The sequence below is a fragment of the Halomonas caseinilytica genome (assembly GCF_001662305.1).
Classification (GTDB): domain Bacteria; phylum Pseudomonadota; class Gammaproteobacteria; order Pseudomonadales; family Halomonadaceae; genus Halomonas; species Halomonas caseinilytica.
Map to the genome: position 1 here is coordinate 45850 of NZ_BDEP01000024.1, position 19749 is coordinate 65598.

General features: G+C 65.3%; 19 protein-coding genes. 12 read left to right on the forward strand and 7 right to left on the reverse strand.

Features of this window, described 5'->3' with window-relative positions:
• The first annotated feature begins 3 nt into the window (after positions 1-3).
• Positions 4-1500: a tripartite tricarboxylate transporter permease gene (locus tag A9O65_RS15055; protein WP_064700927.1), complete on the forward strand. Its 1497-nt coding sequence runs from the start codon at positions 4-6 to the stop codon at positions 1498-1500.
• Positions 1501-1573: 73 nt separating this feature from the next.
• A complete protein-coding gene (locus A9O65_RS15060; RefSeq protein ID WP_064700926.1) occupies positions 1574-2911 on the forward strand; it encodes a deoxyguanosinetriphosphate triphosphohydrolase in 1338 nt (445 codons plus the stop codon).
• A 3-nt stretch (positions 2912-2914) separates the two neighbouring features.
• Here A9O65_RS15060 and A9O65_RS15065 read toward each other — a convergent pair whose 3' ends face one another.
• Entirely contained in the window at positions 2915-3724 is an 810-nt protein-coding gene (locus A9O65_RS15065) for an ATP-grasp domain-containing protein (RefSeq protein ID WP_064702522.1), read from the reverse strand.
• Positions 3725-3731: 7 nt separating this feature from the next.
• Here A9O65_RS15065 and A9O65_RS15070 point away from each other — a divergent pair, with 7 nt between their 5' ends.
• Positions 3732-4547, forward strand: coding sequence for a ribonuclease T2 family protein (locus A9O65_RS15070; RefSeq protein WP_254783132.1), 816 nt, complete (start codon positions 3732-3734; stop codon positions 4545-4547).
• Here A9O65_RS15070 and A9O65_RS15075 read toward each other — a convergent pair.
• On the reverse strand, positions 4525-5427 hold the full coding sequence (locus tag A9O65_RS15075; protein ID WP_064700923.1) for a nuclease-related domain-containing protein: 903 nt from the start codon (positions 5425-5427) through the stop codon (positions 4525-4527). The two genes, A9O65_RS15070 and A9O65_RS15075, sit on opposite strands and share 23 nt — an antisense overlap.
• Before the next feature lie 167 nt (positions 5428-5594).
• On the opposite strand from A9O65_RS15075, the gene A9O65_RS15080 reads away from it, so the two are divergent.
• Positions 5595-6452, forward strand: a complete 858-nt coding sequence (locus tag A9O65_RS15080; protein WP_064700971.1) for an NAD-dependent protein deacetylase — start codon at positions 5595-5597, stop codon at positions 6450-6452.
• Between the two features lie 33 nt (positions 6453-6485).
• On the opposite strand, the gene A9O65_RS15085 is transcribed toward A9O65_RS15080, so the two are convergent.
• Together A9O65_RS15085 and A9O65_RS15090 are read right to left on the reverse strand one after the other, a co-directional pair.
• A complete protein-coding gene (locus A9O65_RS15085; RefSeq protein ID WP_064700922.1) occupies positions 6486-6860 on the reverse strand; it encodes a translation initiation factor Sui1 in 375 nt (124 codons plus the stop codon).
• A gap of 57 nt (positions 6861-6917) precedes the next feature.
• Complete coding sequence (locus A9O65_RS15090; RefSeq protein ID WP_064700921.1) at positions 6918-8123, reverse strand: alpha-hydroxy acid oxidase; 1206 nt, start codon at positions 8121-8123, stop codon at positions 6918-6920.
• 135 nt (positions 8124-8258) lie between these two features.
• On the opposite strand from A9O65_RS15090, the gene A9O65_RS15095 reads away from it, so the two are divergent.
• From A9O65_RS15095 to uxuA, 8 genes are all read left to right on the forward strand, one after another.
• The gene (locus A9O65_RS15095; protein ID WP_064700920.1) at positions 8259-8996 is read left to right on the forward strand and encodes a GntR family transcriptional regulator; all 738 of its coding nucleotides are present in this window, start codon (positions 8259-8261) and stop codon (positions 8994-8996) included.
• Positions 8993-10204, forward strand: a complete 1212-nt coding sequence (gene manD, locus A9O65_RS15100; protein ID WP_064702524.1) for a D-mannonate dehydratase ManD — start codon at positions 8993-8995, stop codon at positions 10202-10204. Before A9O65_RS15095 ends, manD begins: the two co-directional genes overlap by 4 nt.
• 12 nt (positions 10205-10216) lie before the next feature.
• Positions 10217-11239 carry a Zn-dependent oxidoreductase gene (locus A9O65_RS15105; RefSeq protein ID WP_064702525.1) on the forward strand — a complete coding sequence of 341 codons (1023 nt, stop codon included), beginning with the start codon at positions 10217-10219 and terminating at the stop codon, positions 11237-11239.
• 71 nt (positions 11240-11310) lie between these two features.
• Positions 11311-12279: a TRAP transporter substrate-binding protein gene (locus A9O65_RS15110; RefSeq protein ID WP_064700917.1), complete on the forward strand. Its 969-nt coding sequence runs from the start codon at positions 11311-11313 to the stop codon at positions 12277-12279.
• A 76-nt stretch (positions 12280-12355) separates the two neighbouring features.
• Positions 12356-12940, forward strand: a complete 585-nt coding sequence (locus A9O65_RS15115) for a TRAP transporter small permease (RefSeq protein WP_064700916.1) — start codon at positions 12356-12358, stop codon at positions 12938-12940.
• Complete coding sequence (locus A9O65_RS15120) at positions 12940-14220, forward strand: TRAP transporter large permease (RefSeq protein ID WP_064700915.1); 1281 nt, start codon at positions 12940-12942, stop codon at positions 14218-14220. Before A9O65_RS15115 ends, A9O65_RS15120 begins: the two co-directional genes overlap by 1 nt.
• A gap of 31 nt (positions 14221-14251) precedes the next feature.
• Entirely contained in the window at positions 14252-15736 is a 1485-nt protein-coding gene (locus tag A9O65_RS15125) for a mannitol dehydrogenase family protein (RefSeq protein WP_064702526.1), read from the forward strand.
• A 15-nt stretch (positions 15737-15751) separates the two neighbouring features.
• Positions 15752-16939: a mannonate dehydratase gene (uxuA, locus tag A9O65_RS15130; RefSeq protein ID WP_064702527.1), complete on the forward strand. Its 1188-nt coding sequence runs from the start codon at positions 15752-15754 to the stop codon at positions 16937-16939.
• Positions 16940-17006: 67 nt separating this feature from the next.
• On the opposite strand, the gene A9O65_RS15135 is transcribed toward uxuA, so the two are convergent.
• The 3 genes from A9O65_RS15135 to A9O65_RS15145 form a co-directional block, all read right to left on the reverse strand.
• On the reverse strand, positions 17007-17720 hold the full coding sequence (locus tag A9O65_RS15135) for an HAD family hydrolase (RefSeq protein ID WP_064702528.1): 714 nt from the start codon (positions 17718-17720) through the stop codon (positions 17007-17009).
• Positions 17721-17791: 71 nt separating this feature from the next.
• Positions 17792-19099: a TRAP transporter large permease gene (locus A9O65_RS15140; protein ID WP_064700911.1), complete on the reverse strand. Its 1308-nt coding sequence runs from the start codon at positions 19097-19099 to the stop codon at positions 17792-17794.
• On the reverse strand, positions 19096-19698 hold the full coding sequence (locus tag A9O65_RS15145) for a TRAP transporter small permease (RefSeq protein WP_064700910.1): 603 nt from the start codon (positions 19696-19698) through the stop codon (positions 19096-19098). Before A9O65_RS15145 ends, A9O65_RS15140 begins: the two co-directional genes overlap by 4 nt.
• Positions 19699-19749: the final 51 nt, after the last annotated feature.

A 19749-nucleotide genomic window follows, 5' to 3' on the forward strand; every position in this document is an offset into this window, starting at 1 on the left:
GATATGGAAATTCTCGCGTTTCTTGCCCATGGTTTTGCGGTGGCGCTGCAACCCGAGCATCTGCTGCTGGCGTTGATCGGCTGCACCATCGGCACCCTGATCGGCGCCCTGCCGGGACTCGGACCGGTCAACGGCGTGGCGCTGCTGATTCCGCTGGCCTTCAACTTCGGCCTGGCTCCCACCGCGGCGCTGATCCTGCTGGTCAGTGTCTACTATGGCTGCATGTACGGTGGGCGGATCAGTTCCATCGTGCTCAATATTCCCGGCGACGAGCCGGCGATGATGACGACGCTGGATGGCTATCCGATGGCCCGCGCCGGTCGTGGCGGCGAGGCGCTGGGGCTCTCCGCCGTGGCGTCCTTCGTCGGCGCGACCGTGGCTACCATCGGCCTGACGCTGTTCGCGCCCCTGCTGGTGAAGGTGGCGATCCGCTTTGGCCCCGCTGAGTACTTCGCCCTGTTCGTGCTGGCCTTCGCCACCATCGGTGGGGTGACCAGCGGAAGCTTCACCAAGAGCTTCATCGCCGCCTGCCTGGGCCTGCTGCTGGGTACCGTGGGCATCGATCCGGTGTCGAGCGTGGCGCGCTACACCTTCGGCTGGTACGAGCTTTACGACGGTATCGACTACATCGTTGCCCTGGTCGGCCTGTTCGCGGTCTCCGAGTGCCTGTTGTTCCTGGAGCGCGACCGCGACAAGGCGACCGCCGCGATGCGGATCGGTTCGGCCATTCCGGGCATGCGACGGTCGTTTGCCTGTGCCCCGACCATCGGGCGGGGTTCGGTGATCGGCTTCATCTCGGGCGTGCTGCCTGGCGCCGGGGCCTCGCTCGGCAGCTTTCTCTCCTACGTGCTGGAGAAGCGCTGGTGGGGCGCCAAGGGCAAGTTCGGCGAGGGCGACCCACGGGGTGTGGCGGCACCGGAGGCGGGCAACAATGCCGCCGCCGGGGGCGCTCTGATTCCCATGCTCTCGCTAGGCATTCCCGGCAGCGGCACCACAGCGATCCTGCTGGCGCTGCTGCTGTCGATGAACATCACGCCGGGCCCGCTGCTCTTCGAGCAGCAACCGGACATGGTCTGGGGGCTGGTGGCGGCGCTGTTCATCGGCAACGTCATGCTGCTGGTGCTGAACATCCCGTTAGTGGGCTTCTTCGCCAAGGTGCTCCAGGCACCATCCTGGTTCTTGATGCCGATGGTGACGCTGGTGGCGTTCGTCGGCATCTATTCGCTCAACAACAGCCCCTTCGATCTCTACATGATGCTGGCCTTCGGCGTGCTCGGCTATGTGCTGCGCAAGCTCGATATCCCCACGGTGCCGGTGGTGCTCGGCCTGCTGCTGGGCGGCCAGATGGAGTTCAACCTGCGGCGCGCCATGTCCATCTCCGGGGGCGACTGGAGCATCCTGTGGAGCAGCGGCATCTCGATCGGCATCTATCTGTTCGCCATTGCCTTGCTGCTCGCCGGGCTGGTCTACGCACTGTTGATCCGCAAACGGCTGGAATAAGCGAAAAAGCGCGGCGGATGACTGGGCGAGTCGCGCTCCCGGTGCCAGAATGGGAGCCTCAAGGAGGTCGCCCATGACGCAGATGACCTGGGAGCGCCTGCTCGACCCGGCCCGGCTGCACGACGAGCGCGGCACGGCACGGGGCGAGATCGGTCGCAGCCCGTTTCACAAGGATCACGATCGCATTGTCTTCGCTGGTTCCTTTCGCCGCCTGGGCCGCAAGACCCAGGTGCATCCCCTGACCGACAACGACCATATTCATACTCGTCTGACGCACTCCCTGGAAGTCGGCTGCGTGGGCCGCTCGCTCGGCATGAGCGTCGGCGAGGAACTGCGTCATCGCCTGCCGGCGGGTATCACGCCGGCGGATCTCGGCGTCATCGTCCAGGCCGCCTGCCTGGGGCACGATATCGGCAATCCGCCCTTCGGCCATGCCGGCGAATATGCCATTCGCGACTGGTTCAAGCGTGCCGAGGCCGATGGTAGCGGCCTGCTCGATGGTCTCTCCGAGATGGAGCGGGAAGATCTGCTGACCTACGAGGGCAATGCCCAGGGCTTTCGCATCGTCACCCAGATCGAGTACAACCAGTTTCGCGGCGGCATGCGGCTGACCGGTGCGACCCTGGGCACGCTGCTCAAGTACCCCTGGACGGTGGCCCACGGCGGGACTGCCGGCAAGTTCGGTTGTTATCAGAGCGAGTTGCCGCTGTTGCAGCAGGTGGCCGAGCGCCTGGGGTTGCTGCCCCAGGGCGAGAATCGCTGGTGCCGGCATCCGCTGGCCTGGCTGGTGGAGGCCGCCGACGATATCTGTTATGCCCTGCTCGATCTCGAGGATGGCCTGGAGATGGGCATCCTGCGCTTCGAGGAAGTGGCCGAGGTGCTGATCCAGATCGCCGGCGGGGAACCCCCGGACTACGCCACTATGCAGAGCGAGGGCGTCTCCCAGCGCCGGCGGATCGCCGCCCTGCGCGGGGCTGCCATGGAGCAGGCGGTCAACGAGGTGGCCAAGGTCTTCGTCCAGCACGAGGGCGAACTGCTCGACGGCACGCTGCGGCATGACCTGCTGGAGCTCTGCCATCCGGACCTGGACTGGGGCGTCAAGTCGGCCAAGGATCTGGCGCGCAAGCGCATCTTTCGCAACGAGCGCAAGGCCAAGCTGGAGATCGGCGCCTACACCACGCTGGGTATCCTGCTCGAGGCCTTCATCGGTGCCGCCCACGAGCTTCACCACACTGGTCATTCCGACTTCAAGCACCAGCGGGTGCTGGCGCTGATTGGCGAGAACACGCCCCTGCCGTCATGGTCGCTCTACGACAGCTATCGGCGCATGCTGGATTTCATCGGCGGCATGACCGATCACTTCGCCGTCGACCTGGCGCAGGAGATGGGCGGGCGCCTCAAGGGCGATTGAGTCTCATGCCGTGAGGCAAAGCGGCGGCTCGCCGTCCGGGTCGCGGTCATCGTCATGGATGCCCAGCACGCGCTGGATGGCCGCGCCGATACGCTTGCTGCTGTCGGCGATGCCCTGGTTGCCGAACAGCCGGTTGAACTCGAGCACATAAGGATGCCCGTCGACCATGGCGATATCGAAGCCGGCATGGTCGATATCCAGTTCCCTGGCGAGGCGCCGGGCCAGGGCGATGGCGGCCTCGGGGATGGCCGTGTGGTCGATGTGGCCGCCCTGGCTGACGTTGGCGCGGTATCCTCCGAGGGGCGTCACGCGCCAGTAGGCAGCGATCAGCTCGCCGCCGACGAGCACGATGCGCAGGTCGCGGTCGATGGGCAGGTGCTGCTGGGCGTAGAGTACCGTTTCCTCGGCGACATGGGTCAGCAGTTCCTGGCGGGACGCGATCAGACGCACGCCTTCGCCCATCGAGCTCTTGATGTGCTTGGCGATGAAGGGATAACCGAAGCGGGCCTCGACCCGTGCCAGGGAGGCCGGCGAGGTGCCGAGGATCTCGGTGGCCGGCACATGCTCGGGAGCCAGCGCCAGGAAGGCGCGGGTCTGCTCGACCTTGTCGTGACCCAGATGATAGCTGGCCGGGCTCGGGAAGAGGCGCGCGCCGAGGCCATAGATCAGACTGTTGACCTGCCAGTACTCGGGAAACAACAACCAGTCGGCCTGGCGGATTTCCTCGATATGGTCGAACATGCGCTCGGGCTTGATGTAGCGCACGCCGGGAATGCCCAGGGTTCGAAAAACATCGAATGTGATGAGTTTCATGGATGCAATGTCATTATCTCCTTTGAAGCGGGCGGATTATTATCCGCGGGGCCGGTTCTGGCAAGTGCTGCTGACGATACTGCTGCTGGGCATGGCCTGGGCCGGCGCCTCCCAGGCCAGGGCCGAGGTGCCGTCGATCGAGGCGAGCGGCTTCGACCACTACACCCTGGCGCTGACCTGGCACCCTGGCTTCTGCGCCAGTCGTTCCCGACCACCCCGGGAGTGTCGCGAGCCGGTGTTGCGGCGCGGCACTGAGGCGGGCTTAGTGCTTCACGGGCTCTGGCCCTCGTTGCCACATCGGCTGAGCGAACGTGGTGTCGAACGTCGACGCTGGTGGCGCCAGGGGTGCTTCATCGAGCGCCCGCGGCCCGGCGGTGGCTTCTGTCGCCATCCTGATCTCGAACTGTCCGAGGGCCTGGCGAAGGATCTGGGCGACGTCATGCCGGGGCGGGCCAGTTGCCTGGGGCGCTATCAATACGCCAAGCATGCGGCCTGTCTGGATGTGACGGCGGAAGATCTGTTCGACACCTCGGTGGCCTTGGTGGAGGCCGTCAATGCCAGTGCCTTCACCAATTTCCTGGTGATTCATCGCGGCGGCGAGGTGGCGCGTAACGCCCTGATCGAGGCCTTCGAGGGAGCCTTCGGGCCGGGCACTGGCCGGGCCTTGCGCCTGGAGTGCGCTGGGCGTGGCAATCGTCTGCTGACCGAGGTGCGGATCGGCATCGATGCCCGGTCGTTGGCGGAGTTTCCCGACTCGGGTAGTCTGGTGAGGCTAGGACGCGGTGATTGCGCCTCTCGTGTCAGGATAGCGACGTTCGATTGAGCGCCATCCTGGCAACGCGCTGGCGCAGGGCGCGAATCACGGCATCGTGGGTCGCGGTGTCGAGCTCGCCGGGGTGTTGCAGCGGCAGTTGATCCGCCAGACCGTCGCCGCTGACCACCAGCAGGTCGCTGGCAGCGGCGTCCTCGATGCGCCAGCCCGGCAACACCAGAACGCCCTGCACTGGCACCGTCCGGCCCACTTCCCGTTCCAGCCAGGTCGCCAGCCAGCGCGCGGCGCGTCGGGTCTCTCGCAGGGGGCGGCGCTCCTTCCAGCCGGGAAAGCGCAGCCGCTCGCTTTCCACGACGACGACATTGCGTTCCTCTCCCGAGGGCAGCACGGCCGGCGTGCGGGCACGCGTCTCGATAGCGAAGACGCCATGGGGCGTGACCGCCACGTGATCCAGCGTACCGTCGCCCCCCGGAACGTCATGGAACACATAGTAGGGGTGGGCTTCGGGACGGATCAGGCGCGATAGTTCCTGGCCCACGGCCAGCTCGCAGGCCAGGCCCAGCTTGAGGCGACGGATGCGCTGGAAATCGCGGATCAGGCGCAGGCAGAAGACCAGCACCAGCAGGGTGGAAAGTGCGCCGTAAAGTCCCCACTCCAGCCAGTTCTGGCGGCTGGCGAAGAGCATGCGGCCCATGCCGTAGACCATCGGTACCAAGGTGATGATGGGGCCCAGGGCGCCGTTGAGAAAGAGGCTGGCGAAGGCACGGTCGAGGCGGTCGCGCAGTGACTGGCCCGGTTCGCGCAGGCGATGGGCGTCGAAAGGCGAGCTGACCCGGGCGTCGTGCAGGTTGCGCAGGGCCACCACGATCACCGCGGTCGCCGCCAGGGGGAACAGGAAAATCAGTGGAAGCAGGTATTCCAGCCAGGCCATCGGGAGTCCTTGCCCGTGGGGAGATTCGGCCATTCTAGACAACCTTGCCCCTCCAAGGCCATGCTCGGGGCTCGATGGGGCGGATGATGATCGAGCGTCGCATGGCGCGGCGTCCCTCGCCGGGCGCAACGGCGGCAGCCCGGCTCGCAGGACAACTGGAGGACAGCATGGTGCATGAAGACATCAAGGCACTGGCAGCGTTCATGGCGCGCATGCCAGGGCTGGCGGTACTGACCGGTGCCGGTGTCAGCACGGCTAGCGGCATTCCCGACTACCGTGACGACAGCGGCGATTGGAAGCGTTCGCCGCCCATGCAGCACCAGACATTCATGGAAAGCCATGCCGCCCGCCAGCGCTACTGGGCGCGGGCCCTGGTCGGGTTCCGCACCCTGCGCGAGGCGAGCGCCAACCCGGCGCACCACGCGCTGGCCGAACTCGAGGCAAGAGGGCATGTGGCGGGCGTGATCACCCAGAATGTCGATGGTCTGCACCGGCAAGCCGGCTCCCAGCGGGTGATCGACCTGCATGGCCGGGCCGATGTGGTACGTTGCATGGGCTGCGGCGCGCTTCGCAGGCGCCATGACCTGCATGACGAGCTGGGCGAGCTCAATCCCGACTGGCTCGAGCTGGGCGCCAACGTCGCCCCGGATGGAGACGCCGACCTGGAGCGCGATTTCGCCGATTTTCGCGTCCCTTCATGCGGACGGTGCGGCGATGGCATCTGGAAGCCGGACGTGGTGTTTTTCGGTGACAGCGTGCCCCGAGACACCGTGGAAGAGGCATTCTCCCTGCTGGACGAATGCCGGGGCCTGCTGGTGGTGGGTTCCTCGCTGATGGTCTATTCCGGGTACCGCTTCGCTCGGCGAGCGGCTCGGGACGGCAAACCGATGGCCTGCCTCAATCTGGGCCGAACCCGGGCCGACGCGCTGTTCGACCTCAAGGTGACCACCAGTGCCGAAACCGGGCTGACGGCGCTGTTAGAGGTGCTGGAGGAAAAGGCGCTTCGCCCAGCCGATCGGGCTTGATTCGGAAAGTCGACGACCCCGACACGTTTCCCACTAGCCGCCGGCCAGCTTGACCTTGTAGCCGCGCTTCTCCAGTTCTCCCTTGAGCACTTCGCGCTGATCGCCCTGGATCTCGATCACGCCATCCTTGAGTGCCCCGCCAGTGCCGCAGCGCTTCTTGAGGTCCTTGGCCAGCGCCTTGAGGTCGGCGCTCTTGAGCGGTACGCCTTCGACCAGCGTCACGCCCTTGCCCTTGCGGCCCTTGGTCTCGCGGCGCAGACGGATGATGCCGTCGAGCGTCGCCAGGCGTTCTTCCTCGGCCGCCTCGGCGCAGCGGCAGTTATCCAGCGGCTGTCGGCACTCGGGACAGGTATCGCCGTGTTCGGTGGAATATACCAGGCCGCGCAGCTGGTCCTGAAGGGATGCCATGTCGGGCTCCTTGTCTGGAACGAAACTCACGAACCATGATATCTCAAGCGCGGCGGGTCAATCGGACTCTCCTGTCTCGCCATTCGGGGCGTGGCACTTCACGAGGTGGGACGCGTCGAGATCGGCGAGCCGTGTCTCGCCCAGCAGGCCGAGCGTCCGGTCGATTTCTCGGCGAAGGATGTCCAGGGCGTGCTCGACGCCAGGCTGTCCGCCCGCTGCCAGGCCATACAGGGTGGCGCGACCCAGCCAGACCGCATCCGCGCCGAGCGCCAGTGCCTTGACGATATCCGTGCCTCGCCGAAAGCCGCTGTCGACGAACAGCTGGCAGCGTTGGCCAACGCGCTTTCGGGTGTCGGCGAGGATGTCCAGTGGCGAGAGGGCGTGATCGAGCTGTCGTCCCCCGTGGTTGGAGAGCACGATGCCGTCGATGCCCGAGGCGGCGGCCTGGGCTGCTTCCTCCGGCGACAGGAGGCCCTTGATGATCAGCTTGCCCTGCCAGATATCGCGCAGCCAGGCGATGTCGTCCCAGTTCAGGGTCGGGTCCAGCTGCTGGCCGATGATGGCCGAGGCGCCCTGCACGGACTGCTGGCCAGGAGGCAGCAAGTCGTCGAGGTTCTTGAAGGTGGGCGGGCCATCCGGGATCAGGACGTCGGCGATCCAGCGCGGACGCGAGCAGAGGTGAAGAAGGTTACGCCAGTCGGGCTGCATGGGCCGGCGAAAGTTGCGCAGGTCCCATTCGCGGTTGCCATAGATCGCGCTGTCCGTGGTGATCACGATGGTCTCGTAGCCCGCGGCATGGCAGCGCTCGACCAGCTTTCTGACATAGTCGCGATCGCGGTAGAAGTAGATCTGCATCCAGGCCCGGAGCCCCTCGACGGTGGCAATCTCTTCCAGCGAGGTCGTGGCGACGTTGCTCAGCACGAAGGGAATGTCCTGCCGGGATGCCGCCGCCGCCAGCTTGAGATCCCCATCGCGCGTCAGCATGCCGTTGTAACCGGTAGGCCCGATGACCAGAGGCATGGCATGGCGCTGGCCGAGTATCGTCGTCGACAGGTGTCGGGCGTCGACCCGAGTCAGGGTCCGGGGATGAAACAGGTAATCGCGGAATACTGTGCGGTTGCGATGTAGCGTCCGCTCGTCATCGGCACCGCCTTGCAGGTACTCGAACACGAAGTTGGGCAGCCGCCGCTGTGCGATTCGCTCCAGGTCGGCGATGTTGAGTGCCCGACGGTAGTCGGTACCGGGGTAGGGACGGCGTTTCACGGGCTCCTCCAGCGATCGATAGTCATACTAAGGTCTAGGTCGGGAGTGCTTTCGATCTTTTCACCATACTACCATACTAGTTGTATCAGATAGGCGTGGTGTTGCATCCGCGCCGAGGGAATCGGGACAAAACGCATGAATTCGACATTGCAAGCGCTATGGCAGGACACCCGCGACAGCGACTCGGTTCGCCAACGCCTCCATGAGGTGCTGCGCCAGTCGATCATTCGCATGGAGCTGGCGCCGGGGCAGGCGCTGTCGGAAAAGGAGCTCGCCGAGACGTTCTCGGTGAGCCGCCAGCCGGTCCGCGAGGCCTTCATTCGACTCTCGGAAGCCGGGTTGGTCGAGGTGCGTCCGCAGCGGGGCACCTTCGTGGTCAAGATCTCGCAGCAGGCGGTGCTCGAGGCGCGCTTCGTGCGCGAGGCGGTGGAAGTGGCCGTGGCCCGCGAGGCCGCCAGCCGAGGACTGGATCGGCCGGTACTCGCAGAGTTGCGCGAACTGATCGAGCGCCAGCGTCGCTGCATCGAGCCGGCCGATCACGATCGTTTCTTTCAGCTCGACGAGGGCTTTCATCGCACCCTTTCGCTGGGCATCGGCCAGCAGGCCGCCTGGAAGGTGACCGAAGAGGTCAAGGCGCAGCTCGATCGCGTGCGCTACCTGAGCGTTCCCGAGAGCACGCCCATCGACAAGCTCGTCGAACAGCATGCGGCCATCATCGATGCCATCGAGTGGCGCGATGCCGAAGCGGCGGCGGAGGCCATGCACATTCACCAGTCCGAGATCCTGCAGTCTTTGCCCGACCTGGTGCGCCGCTTCCCCGAGATGTTCCAGCCCACCCAGACACCAGCGTTCGCCGAGGAGAGCCAGGCATGAAGATCGAGAAGGCCTATACCATCGTCACCGCGCCGGGGCGCAACTTCGTCACTCTCAAGATCGTCACTGACGAGGGGGTCTACGGTATCGGCGATGCCACCCTCAATGGTCGCGAGATGGCGGTGGTGGCCTACCTCGAGGAGCATGTGATTCCGGCCTTGATCGGCCGTGATCCCCAGCGCATCGAGGATATCTGGCATTACCTGTATCGCGGTGCCTACTGGCGGCGGGGGCCGGTGACCATGAGCGCCATCGGCGCGGTGGACCTGGCGCTGTGGGACATCAAGGCCAAGGCCGCTGGTATGCCGCTGTACCAGTTGCTGGGCGGCAAGAGCCGCGAGCGCGTGATGACCTATGCCCACTGTACCGGCAAGGACATCGATGCCTGTCTCGAGGAGGTCGAAGCGCACGTCAGGCAGGGCTATCGCGCGGTGCGTGTGCAGGCCGGTGTGCCTGGCATCCCCACCATTTATGGGGTTGCCAAGAAGGAGGGCGAGCGCTATGAACCGGCGGATTCCGACCTGCCTGCCGAACATGTATGGAGCACCGAGAAGTATCTGAATCATGTGCCCAAACTGTTCGCTGCGGTACGCGAACGCTTCGGCGACGACCTGCATGTGCTGCACGATGTCCACCACCGCCTGACGCCCATCGAGGCGGCGCGGCTGGGCAAGGCGGTGGAGCCCTACCACCTGTTCTGGCTGGAGGACTGCGTGCCGGCCGAGAATCAGGAAAGTTTCCGCCTGATTCGCCAGCACACCACCACCCCGCTGGCGGTAGGCGAGGTGTTCAACTCGATCCACGATTACCGGGAGCTGCTCGAAAACCAGTGGATCGATTATATCCGCATGCCGCTTGCTCACGGTGGCGGCATTACCCACATGCGGCGTGTCGCTGATCTGGCAGGCCTTTATCACGTACGTACCGGCTTCCATGGCCCCACCGACCTGTCGCCGGTGTGCCTGGGGGCGGCGATCCACTTCGACACCTGGGTGCCCAATTTCGGCATTCAGGAGTACATGCCCCACGAGACCATCACCGACGAGGTCTTTCCCCACGACTACCGCTTCGAAGATGGCCACTTCCTGGTCGGCGAGACGCCCGGACACGGCGTCGACATCGACGAAGCGGCCGCCGCCAAGTATCCCTATCGTCGTGCCAGCCTGCCGGTCAATCGGCTGGAGGACGGCACTCTGTGGCACTGGTAACGAGGTAAGCCGATGCAAGCCTTTCAGGTAAACGCTCCCCAGGACTATCGTCTGGTCGAGACAGAGGTTCCCGACGCTGCCCCCGGCGAGGTGCTGGTCAGCGTCGCCTTCGCCGGTATCTGCGGCTCGGACATGCACATCATTCATGGCGATAACGCCTTCGTGCGTTTTCCGCGCATCACCGGCCATGAGTTTGCCGGCGTGGTCGAGGCGGTGGGCGAGGGCGTCGAGGACGTTGCCATCGGTGATCGCGTGTGTATCGACCCGGTGATCAACTGTGGCCACTGCTATCCCTGCCGTATCGGACGCCCCAATGTCTGCACCGCCCTGGAGGTGATCGGGGTGCATCGCAATGGGGGCTTCGAGGAGCGGGTCAACGTGCCGGCAGGCAATGTCCATCGACTGCCCGAGGGCCTGGGACTGGACGCCGCCGCGTTGGTGGAGCCCTACACCATTGCCGCCAATGTTCTCGATCGCATGCAGCCGCATCCAGGCGATCGCCTGCTGATCCTGGGTGCCGGGGTGATCGGCCTGACCATTCTGCAGGTGGCCCGAGCCCTGGGCATCGAGGATGTCACCGTCAGCGACGTGATCGATGCCCGCCTGGAAACCGCCAAAGAGCTGGGCGCTACCCGGACCCTCAACGGTGCCGAACAGGACGTCGAGGCCGAAGTCCAGGCGCTGACCGATGGTGAAGGCATGCCATTGATCGCCGATGCCGCCTGCGTGCCGGCCCTGTTGCCGCAGATGTTGCGCATGGCCTCGCCGGCAGGACGCATCGGCCTGCTCGGGTTCACGCCCACGCCCAGCGATCTGGCTCAGCTGGAGGTCATCAAGAAGGAACTGACGCTGGTCGGCTCACGGCTCAATAACCGCAAGTTTCCGGAGGTGATTGACCTGATGGCATCCGGGCGTCTCGATCCGCTGGCGCTGATCAGTCATCGCTTGCCCTTCGACGACATGCCCGGTGCCATCGAAATGCTCGACAATCATCCCGAAAGGGCCCGCAAAGTACTGATTCAGATCGGTTCTTGACGGCCATTCATGCTCGCTCGCAAATCGCACATCAAGCAAAACCACAACAGCAAGTGCCAGGAGACAACGCCATGATGAAACGACTTTTGACCAGTGCCGTTCTGGGGGCTGCCATGCTCGCCAGCCAGGCCAGCCTCGCTGCTGACTTCACCCTGAAATTCGGCCACCTGGCCAACGAGGAGCACGTCTGGCATCAGGCCGCCGCCAAGTTCAAGGAAGTGGTCGAGGCCGAGTCCGACGGGCGGATCGAAGTTCAGCTGTTTCCCAACGAGCAGCTCGGTGCCGAGATGGATGTCATCAACAGCATTCAGCTGGGTACCGCCGACATGACCATCACCGGCGAGAGCCTGCAGAACTGGGCACCCAAGGCGGCATTGATGGCCGTGCCTTATGCCTTCCGCGATTCTGCCCACATGCAACAGGCCGTGGAAGGCGAGATCGGTGACCAGATCGAGGCGCAGATCACCGAGCGCGCCAACCTGGTGCCGCTGGCCTGGTTCGAGCGGGGGCCGCGTCAATTGACCAGCAACCGGCCGATCACCTCGCCCGACGAACTGGATGGCCTTCGCCTGCGTGTGCCCAACGTGCCGCTGTTCGTGGACACCTGGGAGGCGCTGGGCGCCCGTCCCACGCCCATGGCCTTCAGCGAGGTCTTCACCTCCCTGCAGCAGAACACCATCGAAGGCCAGGAGAACCCGCTGAGCCTGATCGAGAGTGCCAGCTTCAATGAGGTCCAGGACTACGTGAACCTCACCAACCACGTGCGTAGCTGGATCTATGTCGTGATCGGCAAGAACCAGCTCGAGGCCATGCCCGAGGAACTGCAGCAGGTGGTTCGTGATGCCGCCCAGGAGATGCAGTCCTACGAGGCCGAGCTGTTCGAGGCGGATCAGAAGCGACTGCAAGAGAGCCTGAAGGAACGTGGCATGGAATTCGTCGAGGTCGACACCGAAGCGTTCGCCGAAAAGGCCCGCCCGGCCGTGCTGGAGGCGCTCACCGACGAGCAGCGCGAGCTGTACGAAGCTATCCAGGATCTGTGATGCCGCTTACGGGCGAGTCCTTTCGGGGCTCGCCCGCTTGCTGATGGGTGCCGCCCAGGCATCATGAGGAGGACGTATGGACCCCAATCAGAAGGTGGCCGAGCAGGAGGCGCTCGAGCAGTTGGACCCACTTGCCTCGGTTCCCACCTTTCAGGGCGCCCTGGGGCGGCTGATCGGGGGAATCGATACCCTGTTCACCGTGCTGGCTGTCCTGGCGCTGGTGGCGATTGCCGGCACGGTGCTGCTGCAGATTTCGGCGCGTCTCTTCCTGCCATTCAGTGTCTCCTGGACCGAGGAGCTGTCGCGCTACCTGTTCATCTACATGGTGGCCATGTCGGTGGGGGTGGTGCTGCGCCAGCACCGCAACGTCAGTGTGGAACTCTTTCATCATACGCTGGGGCTCCGCGCCAGGGCGGCCTTCCAGGCGTTGATCTGCCTGTTGATTGCCGGCTTCGCCTGGATGGTGCTGCCTCACGCCTGGCAGTACGCCATGAATGGCGCCTGGCAGACGTCCCCGACCCTCAGGGTTCCCATGCTCTATATCTTCTTCTCCACGGTGGTGATGTTCGTGCTGTTGCTGGCCTACGGCGCCATTGGCTTCCTGGAGGGCCTCGTTGCCATCTTCCGCTCGCCTGAGCGTCCCGATACGGAGAAGCCGTGATGGAAGTCATCATCCTGTTCAGCACCTTCCTGGTCCTGCTGCTGATCGGCATGCCTATCGCCTTCTCCCTGGGCATCGCCTCGCTGGCCTACCTGTTGCTGGAAGGCATCTCGCTGACCGTCGTGCCGCAGCGCCTGTACGCGGGCATCGATACCTTCGTGCTGCTGTGCATCCCCGGCTTCGTGCTGGCCGGCAACCTGATGAACGTCGGTAACATCACCGAGAACATCGTGCGCTTCTCCAATGCGCTGCTCGGCCATATCCGCGGCGGGCTGGGTCTGGCCAACGTCGGCGGCTCGATGATCTTCGGCGGCATCTCCGGCACGGCCGTGGCGGACTCGGCCAGCATCGGCTCGGTGATGATTCCTGGCATGGCCCGGTCCGGCTACGACAAGCCGTTCGCCGCGGCGGTCACGGCCGCTTCTTCCACCGTGGGGCCGATCATTCCGCCCAGCGTGCCGATGATCATCGCCGGCTCGCTCTCCGGCGTGTCAGTGGGACGAATGTTCCTGGCCGGTGCCATTCCCGGCTTGCTGCTGGGCCTGGCGATGATGATCACGGTGTATATCCTCGCCGTGCGGCGTGGCTATCCCAAGGAGGCCCGCGTGCCCTTCCTGCAGTTGCTGCGTGAGGCCAGGACCGCCTTCTGGGCGCTGCTGATGACGGCGATCATCCTCTACGGCATCATCGGTGGCTTCTTCACACCCACCGAGGCGTCCATCGTTGCCAGCTTGTACGCCCTGGTGGTGGGCATGTATGTCTACAAGGGGCTCACCTGGCGCAAGCTGCCGGCGATCCTCACCGATACCGTCTTTACCTCCGCGGCGCTGCTGCTGATGGTGGGACTGGCCAATCTGTTCGGCTGGATCCTGACCAGCGAGCAGATTCCCCAGATGATTGCCGGCCTGATCCTGACCATCAGCGAAAACCCGCTCGTCGTCATCCTGATCCTCAATCTGATCCTGCTGTTCGTCGGCGCCTTCATGGAGACCATCGCCGCGCTGATCATCCTCTTTCCGGCGCTGCTTGGCGTGGCCACCGGGGTGGGCATGGACCCGGTGCATTTCGCCGTCATGGCGGTGCTCAACCTGATGATCGGCCTGACCACTCCACCGGTGGGCGTCTGCCTGTTCGTGGTCTCGGGGATCGGCAAGCTGCCCATGCTGACCGTGGCCCGGGCCATCCTGCCGTTCTTGCTCTGCAACCTGGCGGTGTTGCTGCTGGTGGCCTATGTGCCGTCCATATCGCTATGGCTGCCCAACCTGATACTGGGGCAGTGAGGCGGAAATACCTACCGACATGGAGAGCGTGATGCAGAATGTCACACGGCTGCCGGCGAGCGCCGGCAGCGGCCAGATCCGCATCGTCCACCTGGGGCTGGGCGCCTTCCACCGCGCCCACCAGGCGGTCTACCTGGAGCGCTACCGTCAACGCAGCGGTGACGATGCCTGGGGCGTGAGCAGCGCCAACCTGCGGACCAACGTGGCGCTGGTGGACGCCCTGCGCGAGGCCGGCCATCGCTATCATGTGGCCGAGTACGCCGACAGCGAGCATGTCACCATCCGCGAGATCGGTGTGATCGAGGAGACGCATTTTACGGGGCGGGACAAGAGCACCGACGGCGACGGGCAATGGGGACGCGACCGCGAGGCGCTACTCTCGCGCCTGGCCTCGCCCGAAACGTGCCTAGTCACCCTGACGGTGACCGAGAAGGGCTACTTCCTGAGCCCGGCCAGTGGCGAGCTGCTTGTCGACGATCCGATGATCGCCGCTGACATAGCGAGCCCCGAGACGCCGTGCACGGCACCGGGACTGCTGGTGGAGGCCTTGAGACAGCGTCGTGGCGCCGAGCTGGCGCCGTTCACGGTGCTGAGCTGCGACAACATGCCCGACAACGGCAAGCGCACCCGCGACGCCGTGGTCCAGTTGGCCGCGCGTCGTGACACCGAACTGGCGGCCTGGATCGAGCGCGAGGTCGCCTTTCCGTGCAGCATGGTCGACCGCATCGTGCCAGCCATGACCGAGGAAGACTTCGCTCGACTGGCCGAACTGGGTATCGAAGACCCCAATGCCGTGGTCGGCGAGGCCTTCAGCCAGTGGGTGGTCGAGGATGACTTTCCTCTGGGGCGGCCGGCCTGGGAGGCCGATGGCGTGGAGATGGTCGCCGATGTGGCGCCCTTCGAAACCATGAAGCTGCGCATGCTCAATGGCAGCCACTCGCTGCTGGCTTACCTGGGCGCGCTGGACGGCATCGAGACGGTGGCCGAGGCGGTGGGCCGAGACGACCTGGTGGCCTTGCTGCGTCGCTACATGCTCGACGAGGCCGCCCCGACGCTGGCCATGCCCGAAGGCACCGATCTGACCGCCTACGCCGAGCAACTGCTCGCGCGTTTCGCCAATGACAGCCTGCGCCATCGCCTGCAACAGATCGCCATGGATGGCTCCCAGAAGCTTCCCCAGCGCTGGCTGCACGGCGCCCAGGCGCGTCTGGCGGTCGATGGCGATGTAGCTTGCACGGCCCTCGGCGTGGCTGCCTGGATCCGCTACACAGCCGGCAACGACCTGGCCGGTCAGCCCCATGCCGTGGACGATCCTCTGGCCGGACGACTGGCCGACCTGCATGCTCGCCATGGCGATGACGTCGCGTCCCTGGTACGGGCTTTCCTGGCCGTCGAGGACGTCTTCCCGCCGGCGCTGGCAGCCGAGCCTCGCTTTACCGAGGCGGTCGTCGATGCCTATACCACCCTGACGAAACAGGGGCTCGACGGGGCGCTGGCCGCCCTCGGGCGAGCCTGATCGAGAGGTTTTTACATGGAACACACCTGGCGCTGGTTCGGCCCTGCCGACCCCATCACCCTCGACGAGATCCGCCAGACCGGGGCGACCGGCATCGTCACCGCCCTGCACGAGATCCCCAATGGTGAGGTCTGGCCGGTCGAGGCCATCGCCAAACGCCAGCGAATGATCGAGGCGGCCGGCCTCACCTGGTCGGTGGTGGAGAGCGTGCCGGTGCACGAGGCGATCAAGAAGGGTCTGCCGGAGCGCGAGCGGTATATCGCCGCCTACCAGCAGACGCTGCGTAACCTGGCGGCCTGTGGCATTGATGTGGTCTGCTACAACTTCATGCCGGTGCTCGACTGGACACGCACCGACCTGGCCTGGCGCCTGCCGGATGGGGGGCTGGCGCTGCGTTTCGATCAGACCGCCTTTGCTGCCTTCGACCTCTATCTTCTGGCACGTCCCGGCGCGGAGGCCGAGTACACCGAGGTCGAGAAAGTCCAGGCGAAGGACTATCTCGACGGCCTCGACGACGCCGGTCGCGAGCGGCTGGTGAAGACCGTCATCGCCGGGCTGCCCGGCGCCGAGGAGCACTATACGCTGACGCGGTTCCGCGAGGTGATCGCCGATTATGCCGAGATCGATGCCGATGTCCTCCGCGAGCACCTCGGCCACTTTCTCGAGGCGATCATCCCGGTCGCCGAAGAGGCGGGCGTGCGCATGGCCATTCATCCCGACGATCCGCCGCGGCCGCTGCTCGGACTGCCGCGGGTAGTGTCCGGTCCCGAGGATGCCCAGTGGCTGCTCGAGCGAGTGCCGAGCCCGGCCAATGGCCTGACCTTGTGCACCGGCTCCTATGGCGTTCGTGCCGACCTCGATCTGGTGGAGATGGCGCGTCGCTTCGGGCCGTCGATCCATTTTGCCCATCTACGCGCCACGCAACGCGACGCGGCGGAACCCAGGACCTTTCACGAAGCGCCTCACCTGGGCGGTGACCTGGACATGGTCGGTGTCGTCCAGGCGCTGGTCGACGAGGAACGGCGACGCGAGCGAGAGGGCGGCCCGCGACTGCCGCTGCGCCCCGATCACGGCCACCACATCCTCGACGATCAGCATCGTGATACCGCACCGGGATACCCGCTCTACGGTCGTCTCAAGGGGCTGGCCGAGCTGCGCGGCGTGGAGCTGGCGGTCCGGCATCTTGGCTCACCGGCACGCTGAATCTCTCCTGCCATCCGCTTCGCCGTTTCATCCACAGCCTCATGGCCCGCGACGGGCTGTGGATGAATCAGGCCTCCTCGGTGTTGGTCACGGTGCTGGCCAGTCGTTCAATGACCGCGGGCAGCTCACGGGCATGATAGATGGCGATGGCACCCTCGGGTGTGGTTTCCTCGTCGGGGAAGTGGTTGAGGTGAATCACCTGCATGCCGGCGGCCAGCCCGGCTTCCACGCCTACTGCCGCATCGTCGATGACCACGCAGCGCTCGGGCGGATACCCCATGGCCTCGGCTGCCTTGAGGTAGAGGCCGGGGTCGGGTTTCCAGACCCCCAGGGTGTAGGCGCTGAACAGGTGCTCGCCGAAGTGATGCGCCAGGCCGGCACTGACCATGGCGCAGCGGATCTTGCTGTCGGGCCCGTTGGAGACGACGGCCTTGGGGTAGCAGGCCAGGGCGTCGAGCGCGTCGGGCATGCCGTCGATGGCGATGAGTTCCTCGCGCATGCGCGCCTGCATGCGGGTGCGCATGGAAGTTTCCAGACGCGCCAGGCTGTCTTCGGTGAGGTTGCCGTGATGGCGTTGCTGGGCGGCGACGATATCGTGGAAGCGCACGCCCCGGAAGGCTTCCATGTACTGGCGGGCGGTAAAGGGGAGCCCGTACTCGGGCAGGACATCACCCATGACCTCGGCCAGCAGGATCTCACTGTCGACCAGGGTGCCGTCGGAGTCGAACAGCAGGCAGAGGGGAGCCGAAGCGGGGCGTGCAGAAGGCGAGGACGCGGACATTGGGGCCTCGTGGGTTGGTCGTGGATGGGCGCCGCCGGCCAGTGTACCCGGCCAGGCGACGTGATGCAGGCTCACACGAAATCGGGGGCGATCAGCCGGGGCAGCATCAGGACCAGGTCCGGATAGAGGATCAGCAGCAGAATCACGCCCAGCATGACGGCCAGATACAGCAGCGTGGTGCCGAGGGCCTTGAGCAGCGGGATGCCGCCGATCTTCGCCGAGATCATCAGGCAGAGCCCATAGGGCGGCGTGATCAGTCCCAGGCCCAGTGCCATGACGCCGATGACACCGAACTGTACCGGATGGACGCCGGCTTGCATGGCCAGGGGCTGGAAGATCGGTGCCATGATGGCCATGGCCGGCAGGGAGTCCATGAAGGTGCCGATGACCAGCATGACGGCGGTCATCAACAGCAGGAGCATCACGGGATCGCTGATGTTGACGCCGGCCATCAGCTTGGGGGGAATCTGGTAGAAGCTGATCAGATAGCCGAAGATTGCCGCCCCGACGAGGCTGAACAGCGACAGTGAGCACAGGCGCACGGTGTCGGTGGAGGCATCGAGCACCTTGGCGAGGTTGAGTTCTCGATAGACGAGGGTGCCCAGCGCCAGGGCGTAGAGGACGGCGATCACGGCCGCCTCGGTGGGGGTGACCAGCCCCAGGGTGATGCCGCCGATGATGACCACCGGGATGCCGGCGGCCAGCAGGCCGTCCTTGCTCGAACGTGCCAGTTCGATCAGCGAGGCGCGACGGCGGACCGGCACCTGGTAGCGACGCACATAGCCGACGTTGAGCGCCAGCTGGGCCATGCCGATCATCACGCCGGGCAGGATGCCGCCGAGGAACAGGCCGGCGATGGAGGTGTTGGTCAGGGCACCCCAGACGATCATGTTGATGGAGGGCGGAATGATGATGCCCATGACCGACGAGGCGGCAGTCACGGCTACCGAGAAATGGCTCGGATAGCCCTCGCGCTGCATGGCCGGGATCAGCACGGTACCCACGCCGGCGCTGTCGGCCGTCGAAGAGCCGGAGACGCCGGCGAACAGCATGCTGACCATCACGTTGACATGTGCCAGGGCGCCCTTGAAGTGACCCACCAGGCGCATGCACAAGGTGATCAGCCGGTCGGTGATGCGGGCGGCGTTCATCAGGTTGCCTGCCAGCAGGAACAACGGTACGGCGAGCAGCACGAACGAGTCCATGCCGTTGTACATGCGTTGAAACATGACCCAGTAGGTCAGGCGCGGGTCGAGCAGGATCATGCCGGCGGCGGTCAGGACCAGGGCCATGGCGATCGGCACTCCGGCGATGATCAGCACACCAAGCAGGCCGAACAGCAGCCAGGGCAGGATGAAGACGGCATCCATGGGAATCATGGCGTTCTCCCGTCGGTGGAGGAGAGAGAGGCATCCAGTTCGTTGCCGTGTTCAGCGTGCGCTTCAAGCGCTTCCTCGACGGCGTCGGGCGTGTCGAGGTCGATCTCCATGCGGGGCATGCCATCGAGCAGGGCGTGCAGCAGCCGCTGGGCGCTGAACAGGATGATCAACAGGCCGCTGACGCTGAAGGCAGAATAGACGTAGATCATCGACAGCCCAGAGGCGGTGGCCTCGCGCCGCAGGCCGGACAGGGCGAATTCCTTGCCGTGGATGACGAAGAGCAGGCCGACGGTCAGGCAGGCCAGGTCGCGAATCCAGCGTGTCACCAGGCTGGCCCGCGAGCCACGGGGGAAGGCCTCCAGGACGAAATGATCGGCATGCAGCACGCCGATGGCGGTGCCCAGCATGATCATCCACTGGAAGGCAAAACGACTGAATTCCTCGGTCCAGTACAGGCGGGGCATCAGCGGCAGGTTGCGGCTGACGATCTGGTAGACGATCAGGGCGATGAAGCCGAACAGCAGGGCCAGCAGGAGCCAGTGAAGGCAACGCTCCAGGCCACGATTGAGGCAGGTCAGGCCGTGCAACAAGCGTCTCATGGTGGGGTCTCCCGAAGGCGTGATCCGGGGCGCCAGGCGCCCCGGCAAGGG